Here is a 25,631-nt window from a genome sequence, read left to right on the forward strand (position 1 = left end):
GCTTGATCGCTGCGCATCGTCGCATGACGTGAAGTGGCTTGACGGCACCGGGGGCCTTCCAGATACTCAACCGCATGGTTCAGCCAGCAACCCGACCCGACAGCGATGCGCTCGACGCAGTCTTCGCCGCGCTCTCCGATTCCACGCGGCGCGCCGTGCTCGAAGCCCTTGGCGAACGCAGCCTCAGCGTGACCGAACTGGCCGAGCCGCACGACATGTCCCTCACCGGTTTCATGAAGCACCTGCGCGTGCTGGAAGACGCCGGCCTGATCTCCCGCACGAAAGAGGGCCGCATCGTGCGCTGCGAACTCTCGCCCCGGCCCATGCAGGAGGCCGCCGTGTGGTTGTCTCGCTACGAGAAGTTCTGGGCCGGGCGTCTCGATGCACTGGCGCGCTTTCTCTATCACCAGGAGGAGACCGAATGGAAAACCCTTCCGCCGGCGGCGCAGAGCGCCCCTCGCTCACCCTCAGGCGGCACTACCGGGTCTCGCCCGACAAGGTCTGGCGCGCGTGGACCGACCCGCAAGCGCTGAAGCTCTGGTTCGGCCCAGAGGAAATCGTCGCGGTGCCGATCGCCGAGGTCGACCTGCGCGTGGGCGGCCGCTTCCGGGTTGCCATGCTCGCCAATGACGGCGAAACGCACGACGTGAGCGGCACGTATCTCGAGGTTGTTCCGAACCGCAAGCTGGTCTTCAGCTGGGCCTGGCGCAGCACGCCGGAGAGACAGTCGCGCGTCACGCTGCGCATCGAGCCCGATGCCGAGGGCTGCGAGCTGGTGCTGCTGCACGAACAGTTCTTCGACGAAGCCGCGCGCGACGCCCACAACCACGGCTGGACCGGTGCGCTCGTCAAGCTGGAGGCTTGGCTGAACCTCGCCGCCTGAGACCTTTCGCCACGTAACGAATGAAGAACACCCCGCCGCCGGCCCGCGCCACGATGCGCGAGTGGACCGGCCTCGCCGTCATAGCGCTGCCCTGCATGCTCTATTCGATGGACCTCACGGTGCTGAACCTCGCGATCCCGTCGATCAGCGAAGAGCTCAAGCCCACGGCCTCGCAGCTGCTGTGGATCGTCGACATCTATGGCTTCTTCGTGGCCGGGCTGCTGGTCACCATGGGCACGCTGGGCGACCGCATCGGCCGGCGGCGCCTGCTGCTGATCGGCGCGGCGGCGTTCGGCGTCGCCTCGGTGCTCGCGGCCTTCTCGACCAGCGCCAACATGCTCATCGCCACGCGGGCGCTGCTCGGCGTGGCGGGCGCGACGCTGGCGCCGTCCACGCTCTCGCTGATCCGCAACATGTTCCTCGATCCGGGGCAGCGCACCATCGCCATCGGCGTGTGGATCTCGAGCTACTCGGCTGGCGCCGTCATCGGCCCGGTGCTGGGCGGCGTGCTGCTGCAGTTCTTCCCGTGGGGCTCGGTGTTCCTGATCGGCGTGCCGGTGATGGTGCTGCTGCTGGTGCTCGGGCCCTTGCTGTTGCCCGAATACCGCGACCCCGACGCGGCCCGGCTCGACCTTGCCAGCGTGGCGCTCTCGCTGGGCGCGGTGCTGCCGGTGATCTACGGCGTCAAGCAGATCGCCGAGCATGGGCCGGACGTGGTGCCTGCGCTGTCTATCGCGCTGGGCCTGGCCCTGGGATGGGTGTTCGTGCGCCGTCAGCAGCGGCTGGCCGACCCGATGATCGACCTGGGCCTGTTCCGCCTGCCGGCCTTCACCGTCTCGCTCGGCGCCTACATGCTGGCCTGCTTCGTGATGTTCGGCATCTTCCTCTACAACGCCCAGTACCTGCAGCTGGTGCTTGGTCTTTCGCCCCTGCATGCCGGCCTCTGGAGCATGCCGGGGGCGGGCGCCTTCATCGTCGGCTCCATGGTCGTTCCGGCGCTGGTGCGGCGCATGCGCCCGGCCTTCGTGATGGGTGGCGGGCTGGCGGTGGCGGCGCTGGGCTTCGGCATGCTGGCCGTGCTGCCCGCGCAGGACGGGCTGGCCTGGATGGTGTGTAGCGCGGTCGTCTCCTCGCTCGGGCTGGCGCCGGTGTTCACGCTGGCAACCGACCTGGTGGTGGGCAGCGCGCCGCCGGAGCGCGCGGGCGTGGCCTCGGCGATCTCCGAGACAAGCTCCGAATTCGGCGGGGCGCTGGGGATCGCGATCCTCGGGGCCATCGGCGCCGCGATCTACCGCGGCACCATGGCCGATGCCGTGCCCGCGGGTCTGGCGGGCATTTCGGAGGTGGAAGCCGCCCGCAGCACGCTGGGCGGCGCGGTCGCGCTGGCCGGGCAGATCGGCGGGAGCGCAGGCGTTGAACTGCTCGACGCGGGCCGCGATGCCCTGATGCGCGGCATGCGGCTCACGGCGGGCGTTTGTGCCGCAGTGCTGCTGTTCGTGGCCGGGCTGGTGGCGATCCGGCTGCGCGGGGCGGGTGGCGCCGGGCAGGCGCTCCCCGTGGATTCCCCGAGTGCCGCCGCATTGCCGGAGCGCTGATGAAACCCCATACTGGGGCTTCCACGACGCGACCACCGGAGCCTTCCATGAGCAACGAACTGCGCAAGAAGCTGCACGACCTGGCCGAACTGGGCGACAAGGCCCCCGACCCGCAGACCAAGGCCCTCATCGAGGCGATCCGGCTCCAGACGGCGGTGCTGAACGAGCGGCTCTTCGCCATCGAACTGCAGGTGGCGGCCCTGTCCAAACGGCTCGAAAGCACGACCGACTGAGAGGGGAGCGCTTTGGCGGGATAATCCCCGCCATGAGCGGCAACACCTTCGGAACTCTTTTCGCGGTCACCAATTTCGGCGAGTCGCATGGCCCGGCCATCGGCTGCGTCATCGACGGATGCCCCCCGGGCATGGAACTCAGCGAAGCTGACATCCAGGGCGACCTGGACCGCCGCCGCCCCGGCACCAGCCGCCACGTCACCCAGCGCAACGAGCCCGACGCCGTGCAGATCCTCTCGGGCGTGTACGAAGGCAAGACCACCGGCACCCCCATCGCGCTGCTGATCCAGAACACCGACCAGCGCAGCAAGGACTACGGCCAGATCGCCCAGCAGTTCCGCCCGGGCCACGCCGACTTCACCTACTGGAAGAAGTACGGCATCCGCGATCCTCGCGGCGGCGGGCGTTCCTCGGCACGGCTGACCGCGCCCATGGTCGCGGCCGGCGCGGTCGCCAAGAAATGGCTGGCCGAGAAGTACGGCATGGTGTTCCGTGGCTGCATGACGCAGATCGGCGAGATCGCCATTCCCTTCGAGAGCTGGGACCACGTACCCAACAACCCCTTCTTCGCCCCCATCGCCGACGTGAGCGCGCTGGAGGACTACATGGACCGCCTGCGCAAGGCCGGCGATTCGTGCGGCGCGCGCATCCGCGTGACCGCCTCGAACGTCCCGGTGGGCCTGGGCGAGCCGCTCTTCGACAAGCTGGACGCCGAGATCGCCTACGCGATGATGGGCATCAACGCGGTGAAGGCGGTGGAAATCGGCGCCGGCTTCGACAGCGTCACCCAGCGCGGCACCACGCACGGCGACTCGATCACGCCCACGGGCTTCGTCACCAACAACGCGGGTGGCATCCTCGGCGGCATCAGCTCGGGGCAGGACCTCGAAGTGAGCATCGCGATCAAGCCCACCAGCTCGATCATCAGCCCGCGCCAGTCCATCGACATCCACAACAACCCCGTCGAGGTCGTCACCAAGGGCCGTCACGACCCGTGCGTGGGCATCCGCGCCACGCCCATCGCCGAGGCGATGCTGGCGCTGGTGGTGATCGAGCACGTGCTGCGCAACCGCGCGCAGTGCGGCGATGTGCCACAGGGCAGCAAGACAGAAGCCGCGTCGCCGCAGGCGTCCTTCCTCTAGTGTCGGAACCGCCACCAGTGGCCGCCGCCAGGCGCGGCCACCTGCTGGCATTCGCTGGCCTTTCGGCCAGCTATTTCGCGCACATCGGTTTCTTCAATCCTTACCTGCCGCTCTGGCTGAAGGACCTGGGGCTGCCGATCTTCACCATCAGCCTGCTGGCTTCGGTGCAGTCGATCACGCGCGTGTTCGCGCCCTATGCATGGGGCGCGCTCAGCGACCACACCGGGCAGCGCGTGAAGCTGCTGCGCTTCAGTGCGGCGGTGGCGCTGGCCAGCTCCTTCGGTCTCTGGTGGCACGGCGGTGCATGGTGGCTCGCGCTGGTGCTGCTCGTGATGTTCACCCACACCAGTTCGATGATGTCGCTCACCGAGGCCGCGATGGCGCAACTGGTGGCCGGCGACTGGGGGCGCTACGGCCGCATCCGGCTGTGCGGCTCGGCCGGTTTCCTGCTCACGGTGTTCGTGGCGGGGGAGTGGTTCGACCGCTTCGGCATGAAGCACTTTCCGGCATGGGCGGCCGGCACCCTGGCCATCGTGCTGATCGCGACGATGAAGCTGCCCGACGTGCGCGAGCCTCCGGCCGCGCACGGCACGGTGAAGGAGCCCATCGGACCTGTGCTGCGCAACCGCTCGGTGCAGTGGTTCTTCGCGTCGCTCTTCTTCCAGGTGATGTCGCACTTCTCGGTGTACGCGTTCTTCTCGCTGTACCTCGATTCGATCGGCTACGGAAAGAGCACCATCGGCCTGCTGTGGGCGCTGTCGGTGGTGGCGGAGATCGTGTGGTTCTTCCTGCAGGGCAGGCTCATCGGCCTGATGCCGATGCCACGCTGGATGCTGGTGTGCGGCATCGCGGCCGTCGCGCGGCTCGGGCTGACCGCGGGCCTGGGTGGATGGATCGCTGCGCTCATCCTTGCGCAGTGGCTTCATGCACTGAGTTTCGCGGCGCATCACACGACCTGCATCGCGGTGGTGTCGCGGCGATTCCCTGGTCATCTGCGCGGGCGCGGGCAGGCGCTGTTTACGGTTATCGGCTATGGCTTCGGTGGCGTGCTGGGTGTTCTGCTCGGTGGCGCAGTTGCGCAGGCCTTTGGATATCGCACGATGTTTACAGCTGCGGCCTTGCTGGCGGTGCTTGGCAGTGCATGTGCGTGGCGGGTGATGAAGTTGGATCGGATGGAGCGCGCGGTCAGGACCTCCTGATCTCCCGACAAAGTGTCATGGGCCTTACATGCCCACGTCACCGCGGATTTTTACGCTGCGCGCTCCGTAATCTTTTCTCCTAATTTCTCATGTCCGTTTCAGACGACTCGCGCGGCGCACGCACGCCGCGTCTCCTTGCTCCTGCCGCATCGAACGCCTCCGAACAGAACAACGACAACAACACGCCGCCGCGCCGCCAGGTGCTGAAGCTCGGGGCTTCGCTTCTGACGGTCGGCAGCAGCGGCGCCTTGCTCGCGGCATGCGGCGGCGGTGGAAGTGACGGGCCGGCTCTCGGTCCATTCCCGGCTTCGACGCCTGCACCGGCGCCCGCGCCGGCGGCAACGCCCGCTCCGCCCGCGGCAGCCGCCAAGATCTCGAGCTTCTCGATCGCTGTGATGCCCGACACGCAGTTCTATGCGCGCTATGCCACGGCGGCCGAAAGCGACCAGTACAACAAGCGCTTCGGCAGCGCTCCTTTCGCAGCGCAGACGAAGTGGATCGCCGACAACGCCAAGGGACTGAACATACCTTTCACCATCCACCTCGGCGACGTGGTCGACCAGGTCGGCAAGCCCGACCAGTGGAAGGTGGCCGATGCCGCCATGAAGATCCTTGAAGATGCGAAGCTGCCCTACAGCGTGCTGGCCGGCAACCACGACGTGCTGAGGGACGTCGACTACAGCGTCGATTCAGTCGGGGGCACCGACAAGGACCGTACCCCTGCCAACGAACCCTACATCCAGTGGTTCGGCACCGAGCGCGCGAAGAAGCAGGCCACCTTCGGCGAGCGCGACACCAGCGGCTTCCACGAGTACCACGTGTTCGAAGCCCAGGGCCAGAAGTTCATGGTGCTGTCGCTGTCGTGGCGCATTTCCGATGCCGGCATTGCATGGGCGCGCCAGGTGATCAGGAAGAACCCGACGCTGCCGGTGATCCTGGTGAACCACCAGTTGCTCAACATCGCGCCCGATGGCACGAGCCCGCTCGAAACCGACTACGGCAAGATGCTGTGGGAGAAGCTGATCCGCGACAACGACCAGATCTTCATGACGCTCAACGGCCACCACCACGGCGCCGCGCACCTCACGAAGATCAACGACTTCGGCCGCAAGGTCGAGGAGATGGTGGTCGACTATCAGATGGCCTACCAGGGCGGCAACGGCCTCATGCGCCTGTACGAGTTCGACCTGACCAACAAGAAGATCAAGGTGCTGTCGTTCTCGCCGTGGGTTCCGCAGAAGCCGGCGGCCACGCTCAACAGCTTCGACCAGGCGGTGCTCACCACTGCCAACGAGGCCTTCACCATCGACATGGATTTCGCCCAGCGCTTCTCGGGCTTCAACAAGAGCTTCGGTGCCGGCAGCGCCACCATCGAAGGCTCGCTGGTGGACAAGGCCCGCGCGATGATCCTTGCGAACTACAAGGAACCGGCGACGCTCGTGCAGCGGCCGGCCACGAACTCGGACGACTACCCCAAGGTCGCGAACACGCTGGCGCACTGGCGCTTCTTCGGTGGCACGGCCAACCAGCCGGTGCTGCCGGGCACGGTCATCGCCGACGTCGCGGGCAGCAATCCACTGCACCGCGATGCGCTGAATCAGGGGGGCGTCGTCGGTGCGACAGATGGCGACATCGTGTGGACGGACGACCGTCACTACCTCTCGGCCGCGCCGGGGTCGGTACGTTTCCTGAATACCAACAAGAACACGCCTCGCCTGAGCTATTTCCTTACCGATGCTGCGGCGCCGATCAACGCGCAGACGCTGGAGAACGGCTACACCATCGAAGCATTCATCAAGATCGACAAAAGTTGGACTATTGCCAACAACGAGTGGATGAACATCATGACGCGCGATGGCCGCAGCGGTGATTTGCCTGGCTACGCGGGTGACGGAGATGCACCGCCGATGTTGTTTGCCATTTCCAACCTGCGTGAAGTGCAGTGGGAAGTGGTTCCCAGCCCGGCCGGACCCAACGCGAAAACCAATTGGTCGGGCGAGGTGATTGCCGACCGCTGGATTCACATTGCGGTTGTCAACGATCCGGCGTCGCACGATACGACGATGTATGTAGAGGGCGCACCGGTGCTGCGCAACGTCACAGCGGCCAAGGGACTGGCGACACTCTCGGCCACATCGCAGTGGGTCGTGGGCGGCGGCTCCTGGAATCTCAAGAGGGGTGATGGCTTCTTCGGCAACATCGGCGAAGTCCGCGTCGTGGCAGCAGCGCTGACCCCTGCCCAGTGGCTCACGGCACGCAAGCCGGCCTGAGCAGAGGCTCCGGCCTTCCCGCGATCAGTGAGTGATGCGGGGAGGCCGCTTTCTCCTATTTCTTCCTGCCGGTCCGCCTTCACGGCACCCTTGCCGTTCTCCTTCTCGAACATCGCAAAGTACTCCGAAGCCAGCTTCCGCAGCGATCGCCCGGTGTTCGCGTAGTCGTATTCGTCGAGATTCGCCAGCGACACCCGCCCGGCAGCACACGATGCCGGTTTCCTCGGCGACGCGGCTGACCGAATTGGGGTCCACTTCCAGCGGCGGCCGAGCTCGCGGTACAGCGCCTCCCTGCGGCGCCGACGACGAGGGCGGCAATCAATGTGCCGCAGATGCCGCCGAGCTGAATGGGGCCGAAGCGGATCTGGCCCACTGCATAGCCAATGGCGAGCACGAGGAATAGCGCAATTTCGGACTGGTTTCCGGGTATTTCGGCCAGACCGCCAATCACGAATCAGATCCTTGCCCGGAATGTGCTTGCAGGCCGGGCGTGGCCTCAATTGGCCGGCGGCTGATTCGGAGGGCGCCGTAATTCATTCGAATCTCATCAGCGTGACTGCGGACACAGGCAGCCATGGATCGCGAACTTCATGCTGATTCGAAGAACCGTCTATTTTCCGCATTGGTTCTCGCGGTAAATCAACACTTAGAATAATTGTGAAAATATGCATCAGGGAGGTGAGCATGCCGCTCAATTTGCAAACAATATTCTTATCAATTGAATTTCAATTAGGCGGTTTGTCTTATCTGCAAACCGAAGCGCAATGACCCGGCGCGTCAATATCGAGACGCCCGCGGGCGAGGCACTGCAATTCCGCCAGCTGGTAGGCCGCGAAGCGCTGAGCCAGCTGTACGCCTTCGACGTCGAATTGCTGGGCAACAGCAACGCCATCGACCCCAAGAGCCTGCTGGGCAAGGCCTGCAACGTGTCGGTGGAGACCGAAGGCGGGGTGAGGTACCTGGGCGGTATCGCCACCCGCTTCGGATTGCAGCAGGAGGATGCGCGCCACTCCTTCTACCGCCTGCGCCTTCGCCCCTGGCTGTGGCTGGCCACGCGGCGCAGTGACTTCCGCATCTTCCAGGGCAAGAGCGTTCCCGAGATCGTCATGGAAGTGCTCGGGCGTTATGGCCATCCCATCGAGCAGAAGCTCAGCCGCGGCGACTACCGGCGCTGGGATTACTGCGTGCAGTACCACGAGAGCGACTTCGACTTCGTCTCGCGCCTGTGCGAACTCGAAGGCATCTACTACCACTTCCGGCACGAGGCCAGCCAGCACGTGCTCGTTTTCGCCGACGACATCGCCAACTCCCACAGCCCGCTGCCCGGCGGCGAGGAGGTGCGCTACCACCCGCTCGAGAAGTCCGGCATGGGCCAGCGCGAGCGCATCTACGCGTGGGAGATCGCCGAGGAGGTGCGCTCGGGCCATCACTACAACGACGACTACGACTTCGAGAAGCCCAAGGCCGAGCTCTCGCACCTGCGCCAGATGCCCCCGGGGCATGACCACGACGCCTTCGAGAACTACGAATGGCCCGGCGGTTTCGTGCAGCACGGCGACGGCGAGACCTACGCGCGCATCCGCAACGAGGAGCAGCTCAGCCAGCGCAGCCGCGTCACGGGCCGCGCCAATCTGCGCGAGCTGGCCACCGGCCACACCCTGCGCCTGACCGGCCATCCCAAGGCCGACCAGAACCAGCAGTACCTGCTCGTGGGCGTGAGCTACCACCTGCAGGAGAACCTGCAGGCCAGCGAAGGCGTGGAAGGGACCGAAGGCTCCGTGCAGCGCTTCGCCTTCGAGGCCCAGCCCACCAGCTATGCATGGCGGGCGCCGCGCACCACGCCCAAGCCGCGCACGCGCGGCCCGCAGACCGCCATGGTCGTGGGCCCGGCGGGCGAGGAGATCTGGACCGACCAGTACGGGCGCATCAAGGTGCAGTTCCACTGGGATCGCCTCGGACAGGACAACGAGAACTCCAGCTGCTGGGTGCGCGTTTCAACCGCGTGGGCCGGCGCCACCTTCGGCATGACCAGCGTGCCGCGCGTCGGCATGGAGGTGATCGTCGACTTCCTCAACGGCGACCCCGACTACCCCATCGTCACTGGCTGCGTGCACAACGCCGACACCATGCCGTCGTGGGAGCTGCCGGGGCAGAAGCACCTGTCGGGCATCCGCAGCCGGGAGCTCGGAGGCGGACGCGGCAACCACCTCGTGCTGGACGACACGCAGGGCAAGATCCAGGCGCAGCTGCGCAGCGACCACCAGTCCAGCCAGCTGAGCGTGGGGCACATCGGCCGCATCGAGGACACGGCAGGGCGCAAGGAGCCGCGCGGGCAGGGCTTCGAGCTGCGCACCGACGGGCATGGCGTGCTGCGTTCGGGCAAGGGCCTGCTCGTGACCACCGAGGCCCGGCCGAATGCGCAGGCGCATGCCACCGACATGGGCGAGACGGTGGGCCGCCTCACGCAGGCGCGCGATCTGCACGAAGGCCTCAGCGGCCTGGCCCAGGGCGCGCAGGCCCATGAAGCCGGCGACCAGGACGAAGTCACCACGAGCATCAAGGAACAGAACGACGCCATCAAGGGCCAGGGCGGCAACCGCGAGCAGGGCGATTTCCCCGAGTTCCAGGAGTCGCACCTGACGCTGGCCAGCGCCAAGGGCCTGCAGACCGTGGCGCAGGGCTCGACGCACGTCGTGAGCAACGAGCACACCGCGCTCACCAGCGGCGGCCATACGAGCGTGAGCGCGGGCAAGAGCATGCTGGTGAGCGTGCAGAGCGCGATCCGCATGTTCGCCGCCAAGGCCGGCATGCGGCTCGTGGCTGCGGGCGCGGACATCGACATCAAGGCGCTGAAGGACAGCGTCAACGTGCTGGCCAAGCTCAACATCACGCAGACCGCCAACAAGATCACCATCCAGGCGAAGGAAGAAGTGGTCATCAACGGCGGCTCCAGCTACAGCCGCTGGAGTTCGGGCGGCATCGAGCACGGCACGGCCGGCACATGGCGCGAGCATGCCGCCGTCCACAGCCTCGTGGGGCCGGCCAACGACGGCAAGCCCGCGCTGCCCAACCCGCCGCCGGTGCCCAAGGGGCAGCTCGACCTCTATCACCAGTACATCAAGCCGACCGGCGAAAAGCGCCAGGGCGTGGCGCAGGGCGACTTCACCGTGGTGGATTCGGAAGGCGGCACGCACGCCGGCACCTTCGACCGCAACGGCTTCGCGACGGTGTCGGGCCTGCCCATCGGCACCGCCAAGGTCACGTTCGGCAAGGACCCGCGAGACCCTTGGGAAGAAGGCAGCTATTACGGTACGCCGGAGGACTGGAAGGCGAAAGGCGCGACCGGCGCGGCCGCGGGCGGAGCGGGCGGAGCGGGCGGGGGCGTGTCGGGCATCTCTGGCCTCGTCGGCAACGCTGCCGGACTGGCTGGCTCTGCGGGCGGCGCCGCAGGAGCCCTCGCGGGCGTGGCCGGCATGGGCAGCAAGGCGGCGAGCGCGCTGAACCAGGTCACGCAAGCGGCCGGCGTCGCGCAGCAGGCCGTGGGCGCGGCGCAGGCGATCCAGCAGGGCGGCGCCAAGGCGCTGCTCGGCCAGGCGAGCCAGGCGGCGACCGGCATGGCGATCCAGGCGGCCGGTGCCAAGCTCGGCCCGATGGGCGTGCCGATCACCGGCGTGATGAGCGGCATCGCTTCTGGCGGTATGAAGCAGCCAGGCATCGCCACCGCAGTTGCAAATCCAGTCGCCACAGGCCGGACGCCTGGCTTCGCAGGCTGACCCTGCCTGGTCGCCCCGAATGGCCCTCCAGCGGGCCACCCAACCTGAAACGAGAGTTCGAGAGAAAAAGAAAAAATGGCAGAACAGGAGGCGGCGTCGAAGCCGCAGGCAACCGAGCGCGAACCGCAGACGGCGGTAGCGCCGCTGAACACGATCGTGAAGGAGGACGTCGCCGCCGCGAGCAAGGCGGTGGACGACTGGCTGCGCTCGTTCAGCGGCGGCTACGTGACGCTGGAAAGATTGACGATGGTGCTGGGCAGCATCCCGATCGTCGGCAACATCATGGCGCTGGTGGATGTGTTCCTGGACATCATCAACATCGTCGAGAAGAAAGCGAAAGACGGCGTCGATGCATTCCTGAACTGGGTGAGCCTTGGCATCAACCTGATCGGGCTGATCCCGATACCGCCGAGCATGGCGGCGGCGCGCATGAGCCTGCGTCCGACCCTGCACCTGGTGAAGCAGGAGTTGAAGACGGCGGCGTCCAACCTTGGCGAGGCGATCGTGACGACGCTGGTGGGGCACCTGAACGCCACCATCATGGGCGAGCTGGACAAGTTCATCGATGGTGCGATCGCCAAGCTCGATGGCATCCTGAAGAGCTGCGCCGATCTTGCGGACAAGATCATCGACAACCTGGTCGACGTGATGCGCCGGGTTCTGGGCCAGAAGGACCTGTTCACGGTGGGCACGCCGCCGTCGCCGGAGACCAGGGTGCACGACCCGAAGACGCAGAGCACGTGGAACCGGATGTGGGGCGCGGCGGTGCGCTACACGAAGCAGTCGGCGAACTACGTGGCGAAGGCGGCGGCGAGCCATCTGCCGGATGGCATCGCGGGGCGGATCAACGGGGTGATCGCGCAAATGCTGGACTTCAAGCGGCTGCTGAGAGGGCAGCTGTCGAGGCTGGCGGACAAGGAGGCGCAGGCCAGCATCATGTGGCTGCTGCACAAGCTGCGGGATGCGTTGCTGCACAAGAAGGGCAAGCGTGGGGCGATCGTGTCGCCTCAGGCTGGGGCCAAGGCGGAGAAAGACAATCCCGGTACGCCGCTCGGGCACGTCAGCAAGCAGGCCCCAGGCCAGAAGGACGGCGGATGCAAGAATTGTCCGGCGCCTGTTTCCCTTGGAGGATCGATCTCCCTGGTCACGGGCTGCGAGAGCTTCACGCACACCGACTTCGTGCTCGTCGCGCCGCTGCCGATCGAATGGGCTCGCACCTACCGCAGTCAGCTCGATGCCTATGACAACGGCATGCTGGGCGCGCGGTGGATCACGGCCTACAGTACGCGCGTCGACCTGATGACGCCTGCCAGGGGTGAACGCCAGGGGCATGCGAGCCTGGTCTATCACGCAGCCGATGGCCGCAGCCACGCTTACCCCTTGCTGGTAGTGGGCCAGAGCTACCGCGATCCCATCGAAGAGGTGACTCTTTCGCGTCTGAGTGAGACCTTGCTGGTGCTGGACTTCGGCAAGCCGCTGCCGGCAGGCGAGCAAGGCAGCTGGCGCGAAATCTACGAGCTGGCCGAAGGCGGTCGGCACTACCGGCTCGTGACCCTGCAAGCCAAGGATGGCGCCTCCATCGGCCTGCGCTACGACCATGTGATCGCAGGTACGGGTGAGCAGGTTCTGAGCGACATCATCAGCAAGCAGGGTGATGTGGTCGTAGCGCACGTTGGCACGCAGCCTGATGCGACAACAGGTCTGATCAAGTCGGTGTGGGAGCTGAAGGACGGCCAGGTCGTGCGTCAGCTGGCCGCCTATGCGCACGATAGCGAGCGCGACCTCGTCGCTGCCCAGGACGAGAACGGTGCGAGCTGGAGCTACGCCTATAGCCACCATCTCGTGACCCGCTATACCGACCGTACCGGCCGAGGTACGAACCTCGAATACGACGGCACCGGCCCCGACGCCAAGGCCGTTCGAGAGTGGTCGGACGATGGCAGCTTTGCGCTGAAGTTCGAGTGGGACAGGAACATCCGCCTGACCTACGTGACCGATGCCTTGGGCGGCGAGACATGGTTCTACTACGACATCCTGGGCTATACCTATCGCATCATCCATCCGGACAGGCTGCAGGAGTGGTTCTTCCGCGATGAGTTCAAGAACGTCACGCGCCATGTGCACACCGATGGCACGACCGATGACTACACCTACGATGCCGAAGGCAACCTGCAGACGCACACGCGTGCCGACGGCAGTCGTGTCCATTTCGAATACGACAGGCTGAATCGCCAGACGGGTTTGCGCGACGCCGAGGGCGGCGTATGGAAGCGCGACTACAACGCACAGGGTCATCTGGCGGAGGAGATCGACCCACTCGGCTACAAGACCGAATACGCCTACGACAAGGCGGGGCGGCTTGTGTGCGTCACCGATGCCAAGGGCGGCTCGAAGCAGTTGACCTACACCCCTGCCGGGCAGCTCGCCAGCTACACCGACTGCTCGGGGAAGACCAGCCGCTGGGAGTACGACGCCCGTGGGAGGCTGATCAGTGCCATTGACGCGGCAGGTCAGGCCTTCAGGTATCGCTACACCCCCGAGGGCTCCGCTGCCGGAAGCGATGGCAATCATCCCGGGCAACTCGAGCAGATCGAACAGCCCGACAGGACGAGCGAGCACTTCGAGCACGACGCCGAAGGCCGGCTGCTCGTGCACACCGACGCACTGGGGCGCGCCACGCGCTACAGCTACACGCGCGCCGGCCTGATCGCCGGCCGCACCGATGCCGCGGGTCGTTCGCTCAGGTACCGCTGGGACCTGCTGGGGCGCCTGACCGAACTGCACAACGAGAACGGCAGCCGCTACGACTTCCGCTATGACCCCGTGGGCCGACTGCTGGAAGAAACCGGCTTCGACCGCAAGACCACGCAGTACGTCCACGAAGAAACCACGGGCGTGCTCGCCGAAGTGATCGAGGCGGGCCACAGCACCGAACTCGAATTCGATCCTCTCGGCCGCCTCAGCGAACGCCGCGCCGGCGGGCAGTCCGAACGCTTCGCATACGACCGCAACGGCCGCCTGCTCGAGGCGACCAATAGCGATGCGCGCCTGCAGTGGTTCTACGACCCGGCCGGCAACCTGACTCGCGAGCATCACCACTACCTGGAGCGCAAGCGCACGGCGGTCTGGCAGCACCGCTACGACGAACTCAACCATCGCATCGCCACCGTGCGGCCCGACGGGCATGTCACCCAGTGGCTGACCTATGGCTCCGGCCATGTGCACGGCCTGATGATCGACGGCCAGGACATCCTGGGCTTCGAGCGGGACGACCTGCATCGGGAGATCGCACGCGAGCAGGGCAACGGCTTGAGCCAGCGGCAGAAGTACGACCCGGCGGGCCGGCTGCTCGAACAGCACATCTCCCGCACCAGACCAAGCGCTATCGAATCGACCACCGGCATCCAGCGCCGCTATACCTACGACAAGGCCGGCCAGTTGGTGACCATCGGCGACAGCCGCCGAGGCAGCCTGAACTACCGCTACGACCCGGTGGGCCGCCTGCTCGAGGCCAACAGCCGCCTCGGGCGCGAGATCTTTGCATTCGACCCGGCCGGGAATATCGGTGACCCTGTAGACGCGCATCCCAGCCCGCGCGCAGCAGGTCGCGTCACCCACCGTGTTGCCGTCCGTCTCGATGGGGAAGGTCGCGGCATGGCCGGGCGGTTGATGGACAACCTTTTGAAGGATTACGCGGGAACCCGCTACAACTGGGACGAATGCGGAAATCTGGTCGAGCGTGTCCGCAATGGTGAGAAGACCGTATTTACGTGGGACGGCTTCAATCGCATGCGAAGTGCGACTACCTATGGCAAGACGACGGACTTCAGCTACGACGCGCTGGGGCGCAGACTCTCGAAGAGCTCTGCCGAGACAACGACGCTGTTCGGGTGGGATGGCGACGTGCTCGCATTCGAGAGCACGCAGAGCAGGTCGGCGATCGAGGAGGGGGGCGAGCACGGCTGGAGCGTGCACTACGTCCACGAGCCCGATTCGTTCGTACCGCTGATGCAGGTGCGTCAGGCACAGGCGATGGCGCTGTGCGAGGCGACGGACACAAAGGCGCTGATGGATGCCAACGGCGGCGTCTACGACATCGAGCAGGATCCTCTATGGAACGGCGAGCAGAGCAAAGTGCCGCGTGCGTTCGATAAGAAGGAGATGGCGTTCTATCAGTGTGATCACCTGGGCACGCCCCAGGAGCTGACAGATCATGATGGAGATGTCGCGTGGTCGGCGGAGTACAAGGCGTGGGGGGAGGCCCGCGAGGCGATCAGCGAGGCGGGTAGACGGGCGGGATTCAGGAATCCGATCCGGTTCCAAGGGCAGTACTGGGATGAAGAGACCGGGCTGCACTACAACCGATATCGGTATTTCGATCCGTCCAGCGGCAGGTTCGTGTCACAGGATCCCATCGGGTTGGCCGGGGGCATCCATTCAATGGCCTATGCGCCCAATCCTGCCGGATTCATTGATCCACTGGGTCTGAGAAAGTACGTGATCATCGGCGAAGGGCAGGCCGCAGTGGAAGCCTATGCTGCGGCCATGAAACTCAAGTTCCCGTGCGACGAGTTCAGGACCATCAAGAAGGATTGGAATTCCGTGACCCAAGCTTCCGGCGCATCGGTTGAAAAGTTCGGAAGCAAGGAATGGGAGCAGAAGGCGGTTGCCGGCAACGCCGTCTGGATCAGGCAGCGGGCCGCGGAAGGCTATGAATTCATCGACATCGGGATTGACGGCGCGACCAATCGCAGTCCTTTCTATTCGGCCGAGAAGAAGGCATTGGGCAGGGCCGGCGCCAAGACATACAAGGCAAATCAGTGTGCGACCGTGGCCGCCAGAGACGGCTCGAAGGAAAGCTCTCGCCCCAAGGCCAAAGGACGATACGGAAAATGACGAAACCATTCACCATTCACATTCCGATGCTTCGGAAAAAAGGGATGCTCGAGAAGATGGATGCCTTCTACGAAGGTGTTCTGAAGTATGAGCGAGATCCGGAGCTGAATATTCTGCGAGTGACGGGTCATCGAGACTTGGCGATCTGCTTCAAGTACTCCGATTCCATCGCAAAGATCAACGCAAGGGATCGCGAAGCCCTCTATGAATTCTTCATTGAGAAAAACTTCCCCAGCTTCTGCCAGAAGTTGAAAGAAAGCGGAGTCGAGTTCGACATGCTGGCGCGAACTCCTGCATCTTATTTCGCGAGGATCCTGGATCCGTCTGGAAATTCAGTCGAAATCATCTCGGAGAGCTTCGAGGATGATTTCGGTGTTGATGTCTCAGGTTGGGATGTCTACCAGGATATTGGGTGAGGCTTCAACGGTGGCCGTCTTTGCAGCGACCGAATCTGATCTGGCAAGCGCCTCGCCAGGAAGAGGTTGATTGCGTCGGAGTTCTTTATGCGCCTCAACTGCCATGAATGATCCCTTCGAAGTCGATGCCATGATGGCGCAAGCAATCGCGGCGGCCTACGAGCATGTGAAGTCGGCGGGCTTGCAGTTGGAGAGGTACAAGCTCGTCGTGCTCGAGGAGCCCGGTGCCTACAACGTATCGTGGGTTTCCAGGGACAAACCACGCGGTCATCGCGGCAGCTCGCCGGGTATGCCGGAATTCTGCTTGCTGATTGAGAGGGGGACAGGCCGAGTGCTGCAGAAGCAATTTGTCCGCTGAGTTGAGGAGTCTGCCCTTGGTTGCGCAGTCCGATTGTTCAGGGGCAGGAAGTGAACGACAGCGCTGCGGTACCGAGCCGCACTCGCCCGAATCCATGAACGAAATTTTCTCCCTCTGATCCTCCATGTCTTCCCAAATCATCATCCTCGCCCACGACATGTGGCGCAAAGGCGCAGGCGGCGCTCCGGCCGGGCCTCGTAGGCCAGGCCGACAGCTCTGCCTATGCCGGACTCGACCTGGGCCCTGCACAGTTCGCCGCGACGACCTTCCCAGGCACGATCTTCACCGCCACCAGCCCAACGGCGCGCACAAGCCGGCCGGCCAGAAGGCGGACGGCACCATGGACACCGCCGACCCTGGGGTCTGGCATACCTTCAATCCCAAGTCATGAAGAACATCGACCTCAGGTTCGGCGTGAAGCTGGCAGTGCTGCTTCCTCTTCTTCTGAACCTCCCAGTCTCTTACGCAACGGAGAACCAGACCATGGACAAGCCCGAAGCTGCACCCACCTCTTCTTCGCCCATTTCGGGTGCGCAGTCCTACGCACTGACAGATGCGCAGCGAGCCGGGCTCGTCGCGAAGGCCGAGGCCGGCGACGCCGAGGCCGCGTTCCGGCTGTCGCTGTACTACACCTTCGCGTCTTCGGACAAGGCTCAGCGCACCCGCTGGCTGACGGTCGCTGCCAAGGCAGGGCACGTCGTGGCACAGCACAACCTGGCCTACGACCTCTACATGAACGGCAAGGACCTTGCTGAGTCCGCGCATTGGGCGGCAGAGTCGGCGAAGAACGGGAATTCGGAGGCGGGCGGCCTTCTCAAGGAAATCGAAGCGGCACGCGCGAACGCCCGGGGCTCGCGTCCGTGAGCGACGGCCTCGATGGCTCGGCCGTGCCGCTCTTCGAGATGGAGTCGCCCGATCGACTGCTGCTCAGTACGCCGTTGGTGACCGCCCTGGGTGACGCCTTCAGGCTGTTCGAGAAGACCGGACAAGACCTGAACAACTTCGACGTCTGCGTTGCCGAGAGGCGGAAAGAGAACGGCGAGGACGAAGACGGCGTCGACACCGTCGGCATTGCCTTCTCGGCCAAGCTGCCGCCCGGGCAGAAGGGGCTTGGCAACGCCAGCAGGTTGGGGCGATCGATCATGTACATCGCCTCGAGGACGACGGGCGAAATACTTCGGGAGCAAGGAAGCAGGTAGCTCGCCAGACGGCGGGCAGTCCAAAGGATGCCGCGGCCGCTCCAACCGCGGCTTTTGATTTTCAAGGGAGAGAAGAATGAATGAAACCATCGAAAGAAAACCGCACCGCCGCCCAGGTGCCTTGCCCGGGCTTGCCGAATCGCGCCCGCTGATCGAAGCGTGTGGCGGCCCGATGCCTCGGCAGCAACTGTCTCGCTGACGAGACGACGATCCGAGGGGCATCGAATGTCTTCCCAAATCATCATCCTCGCCCACGACATGTGGCGCAAAGGCGCTGGCGGTGCTCCCGCCGGGCTCGTCGGCCAGGCCGACAGCTTCGCCTACGCGGGGCTCGACCTGGGCCTTGCCCAGTTCGCCGCAACGACCTTCGCAGGCACGAGCTTCACCGCCACCAGCTTCAAGCAGGCGGGCTGGAGCGGCTGCCAGTTCACGGGCTGCAGCTTCACCCAGTGCGACTTCAGCAGCATCTCGATCACCGGCTGCACGTTCATCAATTGCAGCTTCACGGGCGCGAACTTCGATGGCGCGAGCATCGGAAGCAGCACCTTCCGCCAGTGCCAGTGGGACGACATCAGCTTCGCGGGCGGCAGCTGGAATGACGTCGGCGTGCTGGACTGCAGCGGCACCGTGGTGCATGCGCAAGGGCTGCAGGGACGCAGCGTGGACTTCACCGGCAGCACCTTCGAGCAGCTCGAGTTCCAGGGCGCCAGCATCAACTGAGGGAAACAATAAATGGCAGGGACGGAAGAGAAGAAAGCGCCGACCGAGCGCGAACCACAGACGGCGGTGGCGCCACTGAACACGATCGTGAAGGAGGACGTCGCCGCGGCCAGCAAGGCGGTGGACGACTGGCTGCGCTCGTTCAGCGGCGGCTACGTGACGCTGGAACGATTGACGATGGTGCTGGGCAGCATCCCGATCGTGGGCAACATCATGGCGCTGGTGGATGTGTTCCTGGACATCATCAACATCGTCGAGAAGAAGGCCAAGGACGGCGTCGACGCGTTCCTGAACTGGGTGAGCCTGGGCATCAACCTGATCGGGCTGATCCCGGTACCGCCGAACATGGCTGCGGCGCGCATGAGCCTGAGGCCCACGCTTCACCTCGTGAAGCAGGAGCTGAAGACGGCAGCCTCCAACCTCGGCGAAGCGATCGTTACCACGCTGGTGGGGCACCTGAATGCCACCATCATGGGCGAGCTGGACACGTTCATCGACGGAGCCATCGCCAAGCTCGACGGCATCCTGAAGAGCTGCGCGGACCTGGCGGACAAGATCATCGACAACCTGGTGGACGTGATGCGTCGCGTGCTGGGTCAGAAGGATCTATTCACGGTAGGCACGCCTGCGTCACCAGAAACCAAGGTGCACGACCCGAAGACGCAGAGCACGTGGAGCCGGATGTGGGGCGCTGCGGTGCGGTACTCGAAGCAGTCGGCGAACTACGTGGCGAAGGCGGCTGCGAGCCAGTTGCCCGATGGCGTTGCCAGCCAGGTCAACAGCGTGATCGCGCAGATGCTGGACTTCAAGCAGGAGCTGAGGGAGCAGCTGTCGAGGCTGGCGGACAGGGAAGCGCAGGCCAGCATCATGTGGCTGCTGTACAAGCTGCGGGATGCGCTGCTGAAGAAGAAGGGCCAGCGTGCCGCGATCATCGCTCCGCAAACAGGAGCCAAGGCGGAAAAGGAAAATCCCGGAACGCAACTCGGCCACATCAACAAGCAAGCCGATGCACAAGGGACCGCGGGGTGCAAGAACTGCCCTGCGCCGGCGCGCAAAGGGGCTTCCATCAGCCTGAGCACCGGCAACGAAAGCTTCACCCACACCGACTTCGTTCTGGCGGCGCCGCTGCCGATCGAATGGGCGCGCACCTACGCCAGCGACCTCGACGCCTTCGACCGCGGCAGCCTGGGCGCCCGCTGGATCACCCCCTACAGCATGCGCGTGGACATCACCACGCCCGCGCGAGGCGCACGCCAGGGCCAGCCCAGCCTTGTGCACCACGCCGCCGATGGCCGCAGCCATGCCTACCCCGTGCTGGCCGTGGGCCAGAGCTACTTCGATGCGATCGAGGAAGTCCGCGTCTCTCGCCTGAGCGAGAGGCTGCTGGTGCTGGACTTCGGCAAGCCCCTGCCCGAAGGCGAGCAGAGCGAGTGGCGCGAGATCTACGAGTACGTCGACAGCAAACAACCCCATTTCCGGCTGGTCACGCAGCAGGCCAAGGACGGCATGGCGATCGGCCTGCGCTACGACCACGTCATTGCGGCAACGGGCGAGCGTGTGCTCAGCGACGTCATCAGCAAGCACGGCGAAGCCGTCATTGCGCACGTGGGCACCAAGCCCGATGCGCAGACGGGTCTCATCCAGTCGCTGTGGGAGCTCAAGGATGGCCAGGTCGTGCGTCAGTTGGCCGCCTACACCCACGATGCAGAGCGCGACCTTGTCTCGGCCCAGGACGAAGACGGCGCCAGCTGGAGCTACACCTACAGCCACCATCTCGTGACCCGCTACACCGACCGCACCGGCCGGGGCATGAACCTCGAGTACGACGGCACTGGCCCCGACGCCAAGGCCGTGCGCGAGTGGTCCGACGACGGCAGCTTCGCGCTGAAGCTGGAGTGGGACCGCAACATCCGCCTGACCTACGTGACCGATGCGCTGGGCGGGGAGACCTGGCACTACTACGACATCCAGGGCTACACCTACCGCATCATCCATCCGGACGGGCTGCAGGAGTGGTTCTTCCGTGATGACGCGAAGAACATCACGCGCCACGTGCACACCGACGGCACGACGGACGACTACACCTACGACGCCGACGGCAACCTGCAGACGCACACCCGAGCCGATGGCAGCCGGGTGCACTACGAATACGACAGCCTGCACCGGCTCACTGGCATCCGCGATGCGGAAGGCGGCGTGTGGAAGCGCGACTACGACGCGCAGGGCCATCTCACGGAAGAGATCGATCCGCTGGGCCACAAGACCGAGTACGCCTACGACAAGGCCGGCAGGCCCGTGCGCATCACCGATGCCAAGGGTGGCGTCAAGGTGCTCGCCTATTCCCCTTCCGGCCAGCTGCTGAGCTACACCGACTGCTCCGCAAAGACCAGCCGCTGGGACTACGACGATCGTGGCCGCCTGGTCAAGGCCACCGACGCCGCCGGCAACGCCACCAGCTACCGCTATGCAGCCGGCCAGCTGGAAGAGATCGAACAGCCCGACAGGACGAGCGAGCACTTCGAGCACGACGCCGAAGGCCGGCTGCTCGTGCACACCGACGCACTGGGGCGCGCCACGCGCTACAGCTACACGCGCGCCGGCCTGATCGCCGGCCGCACCGACGCCGCGGGCCGTTCGCTCAGGTACCGCTGGGACCTGCTGGGGCGCCTGACCGAACTGCACAACGAGAACGGCAGCCGCTACGACTTCCGCTATGACCCCGTGGGCCGACTGCTGGAAGAAACCGGCTTCGACCGCAAGACCACGCAGTACGTCCACGAAGAAACCACGGGCGTGCTCGCCGAAGTGATCGAGGCGGGCCACCGCACCGAACTCGAATTCGATCCTCTCGGCCGCCTCAGCGAACGCCGCGCCGGCGGGCAGTCCGAACGCTTCGCATACGACCGCAACGGCCGCCTGCTCGAGGCGACCAATAGCGATGCGCGCCTGCAGTGGTTCTACGACCCGGCCGGCAACCTGACTCGCGAGCATCACCACTACCTGGAGCGCAAGCGCACGGCGGTCTGGCAGCACCGCTACGACGAACTCAACCATCGCGTCGCCACCGTGCGGCCCGACGGGCATGTCACCCAGTGGCTGACCTATGGCTCCGGCCATGTGCACGGCCTGATGATCGACGGCCAGGACATCCTGGGCTTCGAGCGGGACGACCTGCACCGGGAGATCGCACGCGAACAAGGCAACGGCCTGAGCCAGCGGCAGAAGTACGACCCAGCGGGCCGGCTGCTCGAACAGCACATCTCCCGCACCAGGCCAGGCGCCATCGAATCGACTACCGGCATCCAGCGCCGCTATACCTACGACAAGGCCGGCCAGTTGGTGACCATCGGCGACAGCCGCCGAGGCAGCCTGAACTACCGCTACGACCCCGTGGGCCGCCTGCTCGAGGCCAACAGCCGCCTCGGGCGCGAGACCTTCGCCTTCGACCCCGCAGGCAACGTCGTCGACGCGCCACTGGCCAATGAGCCACTGAGGCACCCGGCCGGCAAGCTGCTGGACAACCTGCTGAAGAACTACGCCGGCACCAGCTACCGCTACGACGAACGCGGCAACATGACCGAGCGCGTACGCAACGGCTGGCGCACCGTCTTCGCATGGGACGGCTTCAACCGCATGACCGCGGCGACCGACCACAGCGGCATCACCACCACCTTCAGTTATGACGCGCTGGGGCGGCGTCTATCCAAGAGTTCGGGCGATACAACGACCCTGTTCGGCTGGGACGGCGACGTGCTCGCATTCGAGAGCACGCAGAGCAGCTCAGCGATCGAGGAGGGCGGCGAGCACGGCTGGAGCGTGCACTACATCCACGAGCCGAACTCGTTCGTGCCGCTGGTGCAGGTGCGCCGAGCGAGCGCGATGGCGCTGAGCGAGACGACGGATGCGAAGGCGCTGATGGAGGGCAACGGCGGCGTCTACGACATCGAGCAGGATCCGCTGTGGAACGGCGAGCAGAGGCAGGTGCCGCGGGCGTTCGACAGAAGGGAGATGGCGTTCTACCAGTGCGACCACCTGGGCACGCCGCAGGAGCTGACGGACCATGAAGGGAGCATTGCGTGGTCGGCGCAGTACAAGGCGTGGGGAGAGGCGCGGGAGGCGATCAGCGAGGCGGGGAGAAGGGCGGGGTTCAGGAATCCGATTCGGTTTCAGGGGCAGTATTGGGATGAAGAGACGGGGCTGCATTACAACCGGTATCGGTACTACGACCCACGCAGCGGAAGATTTGCTTCTAGCGATCCCATAAAGTTGCTGGGGGGAACAAATCTCCACCAATATGCGCCGAATCCGACAGAGTGGGTCGATCCCTTTGGACTGAGCGGAAACTCGAAGCAGCGAAGACAAGCAACGCGTGCGGCTCAACGTGACTGCGAGAGAGCTGAGGAAAAACGCGATGACTTGATGAACAAGCGAAAACGAAAGCATGCGACTTATGTTGGCGGCACAAAAAATGGCCAATCTGTGGGAGGGTGCTCGACAAATCCAACTGGATGTGCAGAAGACGATATTGCCCGTCAACTCGGCTCTGACGCTACTTTTACAAAAGCGTTTGGCTGGCGCCGAAATCGTGAGACAAACGAGCTTGAGAGAACTGAAATCCCCGTTTGTTGCAGATGCCAATTGAAATATAATCCTTCTCAATTTCCTTCAGATGTTAAGGCTGAGCCAGGTGGAGCATGGGAAAAATGATTGATTTTGCATCCGTTGAGTGTTCTAGGATTGATTGGCAGAAATATGAGGAAATTCAAGGGCGAGCGGATTCCATTCCTGCTGTCTTACAAGCGTTGTTGAGTTCTTCAATAGAAAATGCGGAGAAATATTATTGGGGGATAGAGAATCATGTGGTTGTTCAAGGACAATTGTTTAGTGCGGCTGAGCCCACGTTGCAAGTGCTTATCGCCTCGCTTTTGAATGTTCGCCCTAGGCATACAAAAATCGATGTGCTTGAGCTTATTTTTCAAATAGTTGCTGCTGCTTTTTCCGAGGCAGAAGATGAAAAATACAGGGAAATGCAACGCCGAATTCAATTGCGCGCACTGGAGGGGTTGTGGGTTTTTTACGGAGAATTAAACGGGGAGCATTCTGAGGCAGTTGGCGAGATATTGGATTTGATTGATCAATCCCGATTGAAATACTTTATTCAATGAGCCGAGGATGCAATCAAAGGATGATCATTGGATGCATTGATCACTCCGACGTGATAGGGTGAAGTTGAATTGAAATCGACACGATCAACAGGCGCTGCCTGAGGCCAACAGCCGCCTGGAACGCGAGACGTTTGAGTTCGATCAGGCGGGCAACATCGCCGACCCGCCCCCGGCCAACGAGCCACTGAGGCACCCGGCCGGCAAGCTGCTGGACAACCTGCTGAAGAACTACGCCGGCACCAGCTACCGCTACGACGAACGCGGCAACATGACCGAGCGCGTACGCAACGGCTGGCGAACCGTCTTCGCATGGGACGGCTTCAACCGCATGACCGCGGCGACCGACCACAGCGGCATCACCACCACCTTCAGTTATGACGCGCTGGGGCGGCGTCTATCCAAGAGTTCGGGCGACACCACGACCCTGTTCGGCTGGGACGGCGACGTGCTCGCATTCGAGAGCACGCAGAGCAGCTCGGCGATCGAGGAGGGCGGCGAGCACGGCTGGAGCGTGCACTACATCCACGAGCCGAACTCGTTCGTGCCGCTGATTCAGGTGCGTAGGGCAAGTGCTGTGGCGCTGAACGAGACGACGGATGTGAAGGCGCTGATGGAGGCCAACGGAGGCGTCTATGACATCGAGCAGGATTCGCTGTGGAACGGCGAACAGAGGCGGGTGCCGCGGGCGTTCGACAGAAGGGAGATGGCGTTCTACCAGTGCGACCACCTGGGCACACCGCAGGAGCTGACGGACCATGAGGGGAGCGTTGCGTGGTCGGCGCAGTACAAGGCGTGGGGAGAGGCGCGGGAGGCGATCAGCGAGGCGGGGAGAAGGGCGGGGTTCAGGAATCCGATTCGGTTCCAGGGGCAGTATTGGGATGAAGAGACGGGGCTGCATTACAACCGGTATCGCTACTACGACCCCCTGGTAGGGCGGTTCGTCTCGAAAGATCCAATTCGAATCCTCGGTGGCGAAAACTTCTACGAGTACGCGCCAAGTCCTACTTACTGGATCGACCCCTTTGGATTAGCGCGAAAAGGAGGGCAACGGACGAATGGCGGGGGCACTCCGCCGAAGAAACCCGAGCAGGCTAAAGCGGCGCAAACACAGGAAAACACGCATTGCCCGCTGATGACGCGAGTGCGGCATTACACGAATCGAAAAGGGTCAACCGGAATCCAGGCCAGCGGCAAAGTTATTGCGAGTGACAACAATCGTGTCTATGTCGAGCCTGCTAGCGGAAAACCACTAAGTCAACGCGATGCCGAAGATAAGTATCAGATCGGACAAGGCCGCGGGCGGGACTATGTTGAATTTGACGTACCACTTTCAAGGCTTGAATGGGTGGAGAATCCTAGGTATCACAGGCAGGAGCTAACAATTAAAGGTGATGCTCCAGCATGCAATCTTAAAGTCTTTAGGAGAGTTTAAATGATGGAAAAAAATAAGGAATTGCGAATCGATGGGGGGGATTTGTTAAATGTCCTTCGAGAGATTGAGTACATGCTGATTTCCCTGCACAAGATTGGCTCCTATTACGCACCGGATCTTCCTGGTAAGAAGTCAGAATACAACGCAGAAACAACCAAATTCATTGACGACGGAGACGTAACGGGTCGGCTCGCCAGAGTTCGATCTGCCTTGTCCAGGGTTTTCGATGAAACTCGAGGCGAAGACGACATGACAGACATCGAGCGAGCTTTGGAAGGTCTGCAGTTTTGGAGACCAGGAAATAACAGTGAGTGAACAGTACTGAATAGCGGTGCCAGGTTGCTGAACGG

General features: G+C 64.0%; 20 protein-coding genes. 19 read left to right on the plus strand and 1 reads right to left on the minus strand.

All coding sequences use genetic code 11. The features are described from left to right. Positions 1–74 precede the first annotated feature (74 nt). From EJP67_RS11505 to EJP67_RS11535, 7 genes are all read left to right on the plus strand, one after another. Positions 75–533, plus strand: a complete 459-nt coding sequence (locus EJP67_RS11505) for an ArsR/SmtB family transcription factor (protein ID WP_126021840.1) — start codon at positions 75–77, stop codon at positions 531–533. Further along, on the plus strand, positions 422–883 hold the full coding sequence (locus EJP67_RS11510) for an SRPBCC family protein (protein WP_126021841.1): 462 nt from the start codon (positions 422–424) through the stop codon (positions 881–883). Before EJP67_RS11505 ends, EJP67_RS11510 begins: the two co-directional genes overlap by 112 nt. 20 nt (positions 884–903) lie before the next feature. Further along, complete coding sequence (locus tag EJP67_RS11515) at positions 904–2,478, plus strand: MFS transporter (RefSeq protein WP_126021842.1); 1,575 nt, start codon at positions 904–906, stop codon at positions 2,476–2,478. A gap of 47 nt (positions 2,479–2,525) precedes the next feature. Next, positions 2,526–2,711: a hypothetical protein gene (locus EJP67_RS11520; RefSeq protein ID WP_126021843.1), complete on the plus strand. Its 186-nt coding sequence runs from the start codon at positions 2,526–2,528 to the stop codon at positions 2,709–2,711. A 32-nt stretch (positions 2,712–2,743) separates the two neighbouring features. Next, positions 2,744–3,853 (plus strand): chorismate synthase, encoded by a 1,110-nt coding sequence (aroC, locus tag EJP67_RS11525; RefSeq protein ID WP_126021844.1) that lies wholly within the window; start codon positions 2,744–2,746, stop codon positions 3,851–3,853. A 17-nt stretch (positions 3,854–3,870) separates the two neighbouring features. Then, positions 3,871–5,052, plus strand: a complete 1,182-nt coding sequence (locus tag EJP67_RS11530) for an MFS transporter (RefSeq protein WP_240650605.1) — start codon at positions 3,871–3,873, stop codon at positions 5,050–5,052. Positions 5,053–5,141: 89 nt separating this feature from the next. After that, complete coding sequence (locus EJP67_RS11535; RefSeq protein WP_126021846.1) at positions 5,142–7,322, plus strand: LamG-like jellyroll fold domain-containing protein; 2,181 nt, start codon at positions 5,142–5,144, stop codon at positions 7,320–7,322. Positions 7,323–7,401: 79 nt separating this feature from the next. Here EJP67_RS11535 and EJP67_RS34205 read toward each other — a convergent pair whose 3' ends face one another. Beyond that, positions 7,402–7,773, minus strand: coding sequence for an aspartate-alanine antiporter-like transporter (locus EJP67_RS34205; RefSeq protein WP_420824263.1), 372 nt, complete (start codon positions 7,771–7,773; stop codon positions 7,402–7,404). A gap of 313 nt (positions 7,774–8,086) precedes the next feature. Between EJP67_RS34205 and EJP67_RS11545 the strand changes: the two genes are divergently transcribed. The 12 genes from EJP67_RS11545 (at position 8,087) to EJP67_RS11590 (ending at position 25,596) form a co-directional block, all read left to right on the plus strand. After that, positions 8,087–11,095, plus strand: a complete 3,009-nt coding sequence (locus EJP67_RS11545; protein WP_126021847.1) for a type VI secretion system Vgr family protein — start codon at positions 8,087–8,089, stop codon at positions 11,093–11,095. 75 nt (positions 11,096–11,170) lie between these two features. Beyond that, positions 11,171–15,991, plus strand: coding sequence for an RHS repeat-associated core domain-containing protein (locus EJP67_RS11550; protein WP_126021848.1), 4,821 nt, complete (start codon positions 11,171–11,173; stop codon positions 15,989–15,991). Continuing rightward, positions 15,988–16,407 carry a VOC family protein gene (locus tag EJP67_RS11555; protein WP_126021849.1) on the plus strand — a complete coding sequence of 140 codons (420 nt, stop codon included), beginning with the start codon at positions 15,988–15,990 and terminating at the stop codon, positions 16,405–16,407. Before EJP67_RS11550 ends, EJP67_RS11555 begins: the two co-directional genes overlap by 4 nt. A gap of 103 nt (positions 16,408–16,510) precedes the next feature. Beyond that, positions 16,511–16,765 carry a hypothetical protein gene (locus tag EJP67_RS11560; protein WP_126021850.1) on the plus strand — a complete coding sequence of 85 codons (255 nt, stop codon included), beginning with the start codon at positions 16,511–16,513 and terminating at the stop codon, positions 16,763–16,765. 387 nt (positions 16,766–17,152) lie between these two features. Beyond that, positions 17,153–17,629, plus strand: a complete 477-nt coding sequence (locus tag EJP67_RS33600; protein ID WP_165909613.1) for a sel1 repeat family protein — start codon at positions 17,153–17,155, stop codon at positions 17,627–17,629. Next, a complete protein-coding gene (locus EJP67_RS11565; protein ID WP_165909617.1) occupies positions 17,626–17,964 on the plus strand; it encodes a hypothetical protein in 339 nt (112 codons plus the stop codon). Before EJP67_RS33600 ends, EJP67_RS11565 begins: the two co-directional genes overlap by 4 nt. A 76-nt stretch (positions 17,965–18,040) precedes the next feature. Beyond that, positions 18,041–18,163, plus strand: coding sequence for a hypothetical protein (locus EJP67_RS34120; protein ID WP_276312245.1), 123 nt, complete (start codon positions 18,041–18,043; stop codon positions 18,161–18,163). A 26-nt stretch (positions 18,164–18,189) separates the two neighbouring features. Next, a complete protein-coding gene (locus tag EJP67_RS11570; RefSeq protein ID WP_126021851.1) occupies positions 18,190–18,684 on the plus strand; it encodes a pentapeptide repeat-containing protein in 495 nt (164 codons plus the stop codon). 12 nt (positions 18,685–18,696) lie between these two features. Beyond that, a complete protein-coding gene (locus tag EJP67_RS11575) occupies positions 18,697–23,391 on the plus strand; it encodes an RHS repeat-associated core domain-containing protein (protein ID WP_126021852.1) in 4,695 nt (1,564 codons plus the stop codon). Beyond that, a complete protein-coding gene (locus EJP67_RS11580; RefSeq protein ID WP_126021853.1) occupies positions 23,379–23,849 on the plus strand; it encodes a hypothetical protein in 471 nt (156 codons plus the stop codon). Before EJP67_RS11575 ends, EJP67_RS11580 begins: the two co-directional genes overlap by 13 nt. Before the next feature lie 268 nt (positions 23,850–24,117). Further along, positions 24,118–25,281, plus strand: a complete 1,164-nt coding sequence (locus tag EJP67_RS11585) for an RHS repeat-associated core domain-containing protein (RefSeq protein ID WP_165909618.1) — start codon at positions 24,118–24,120, stop codon at positions 25,279–25,281. Then, on the plus strand, positions 25,282–25,596 hold the full coding sequence (locus EJP67_RS11590) for a hypothetical protein (RefSeq protein ID WP_126021855.1): 315 nt from the start codon (positions 25,282–25,284) through the stop codon (positions 25,594–25,596). Positions 25,597–25,631 lie beyond the last annotated feature (35 nt).

The sequence above is a fragment of the Variovorax guangxiensis genome, assembly GCF_003952165.1.
Lineage (GTDB): Bacteria > Pseudomonadota > Gammaproteobacteria > Burkholderiales > Burkholderiaceae_C > Variovorax > Variovorax guangxiensis.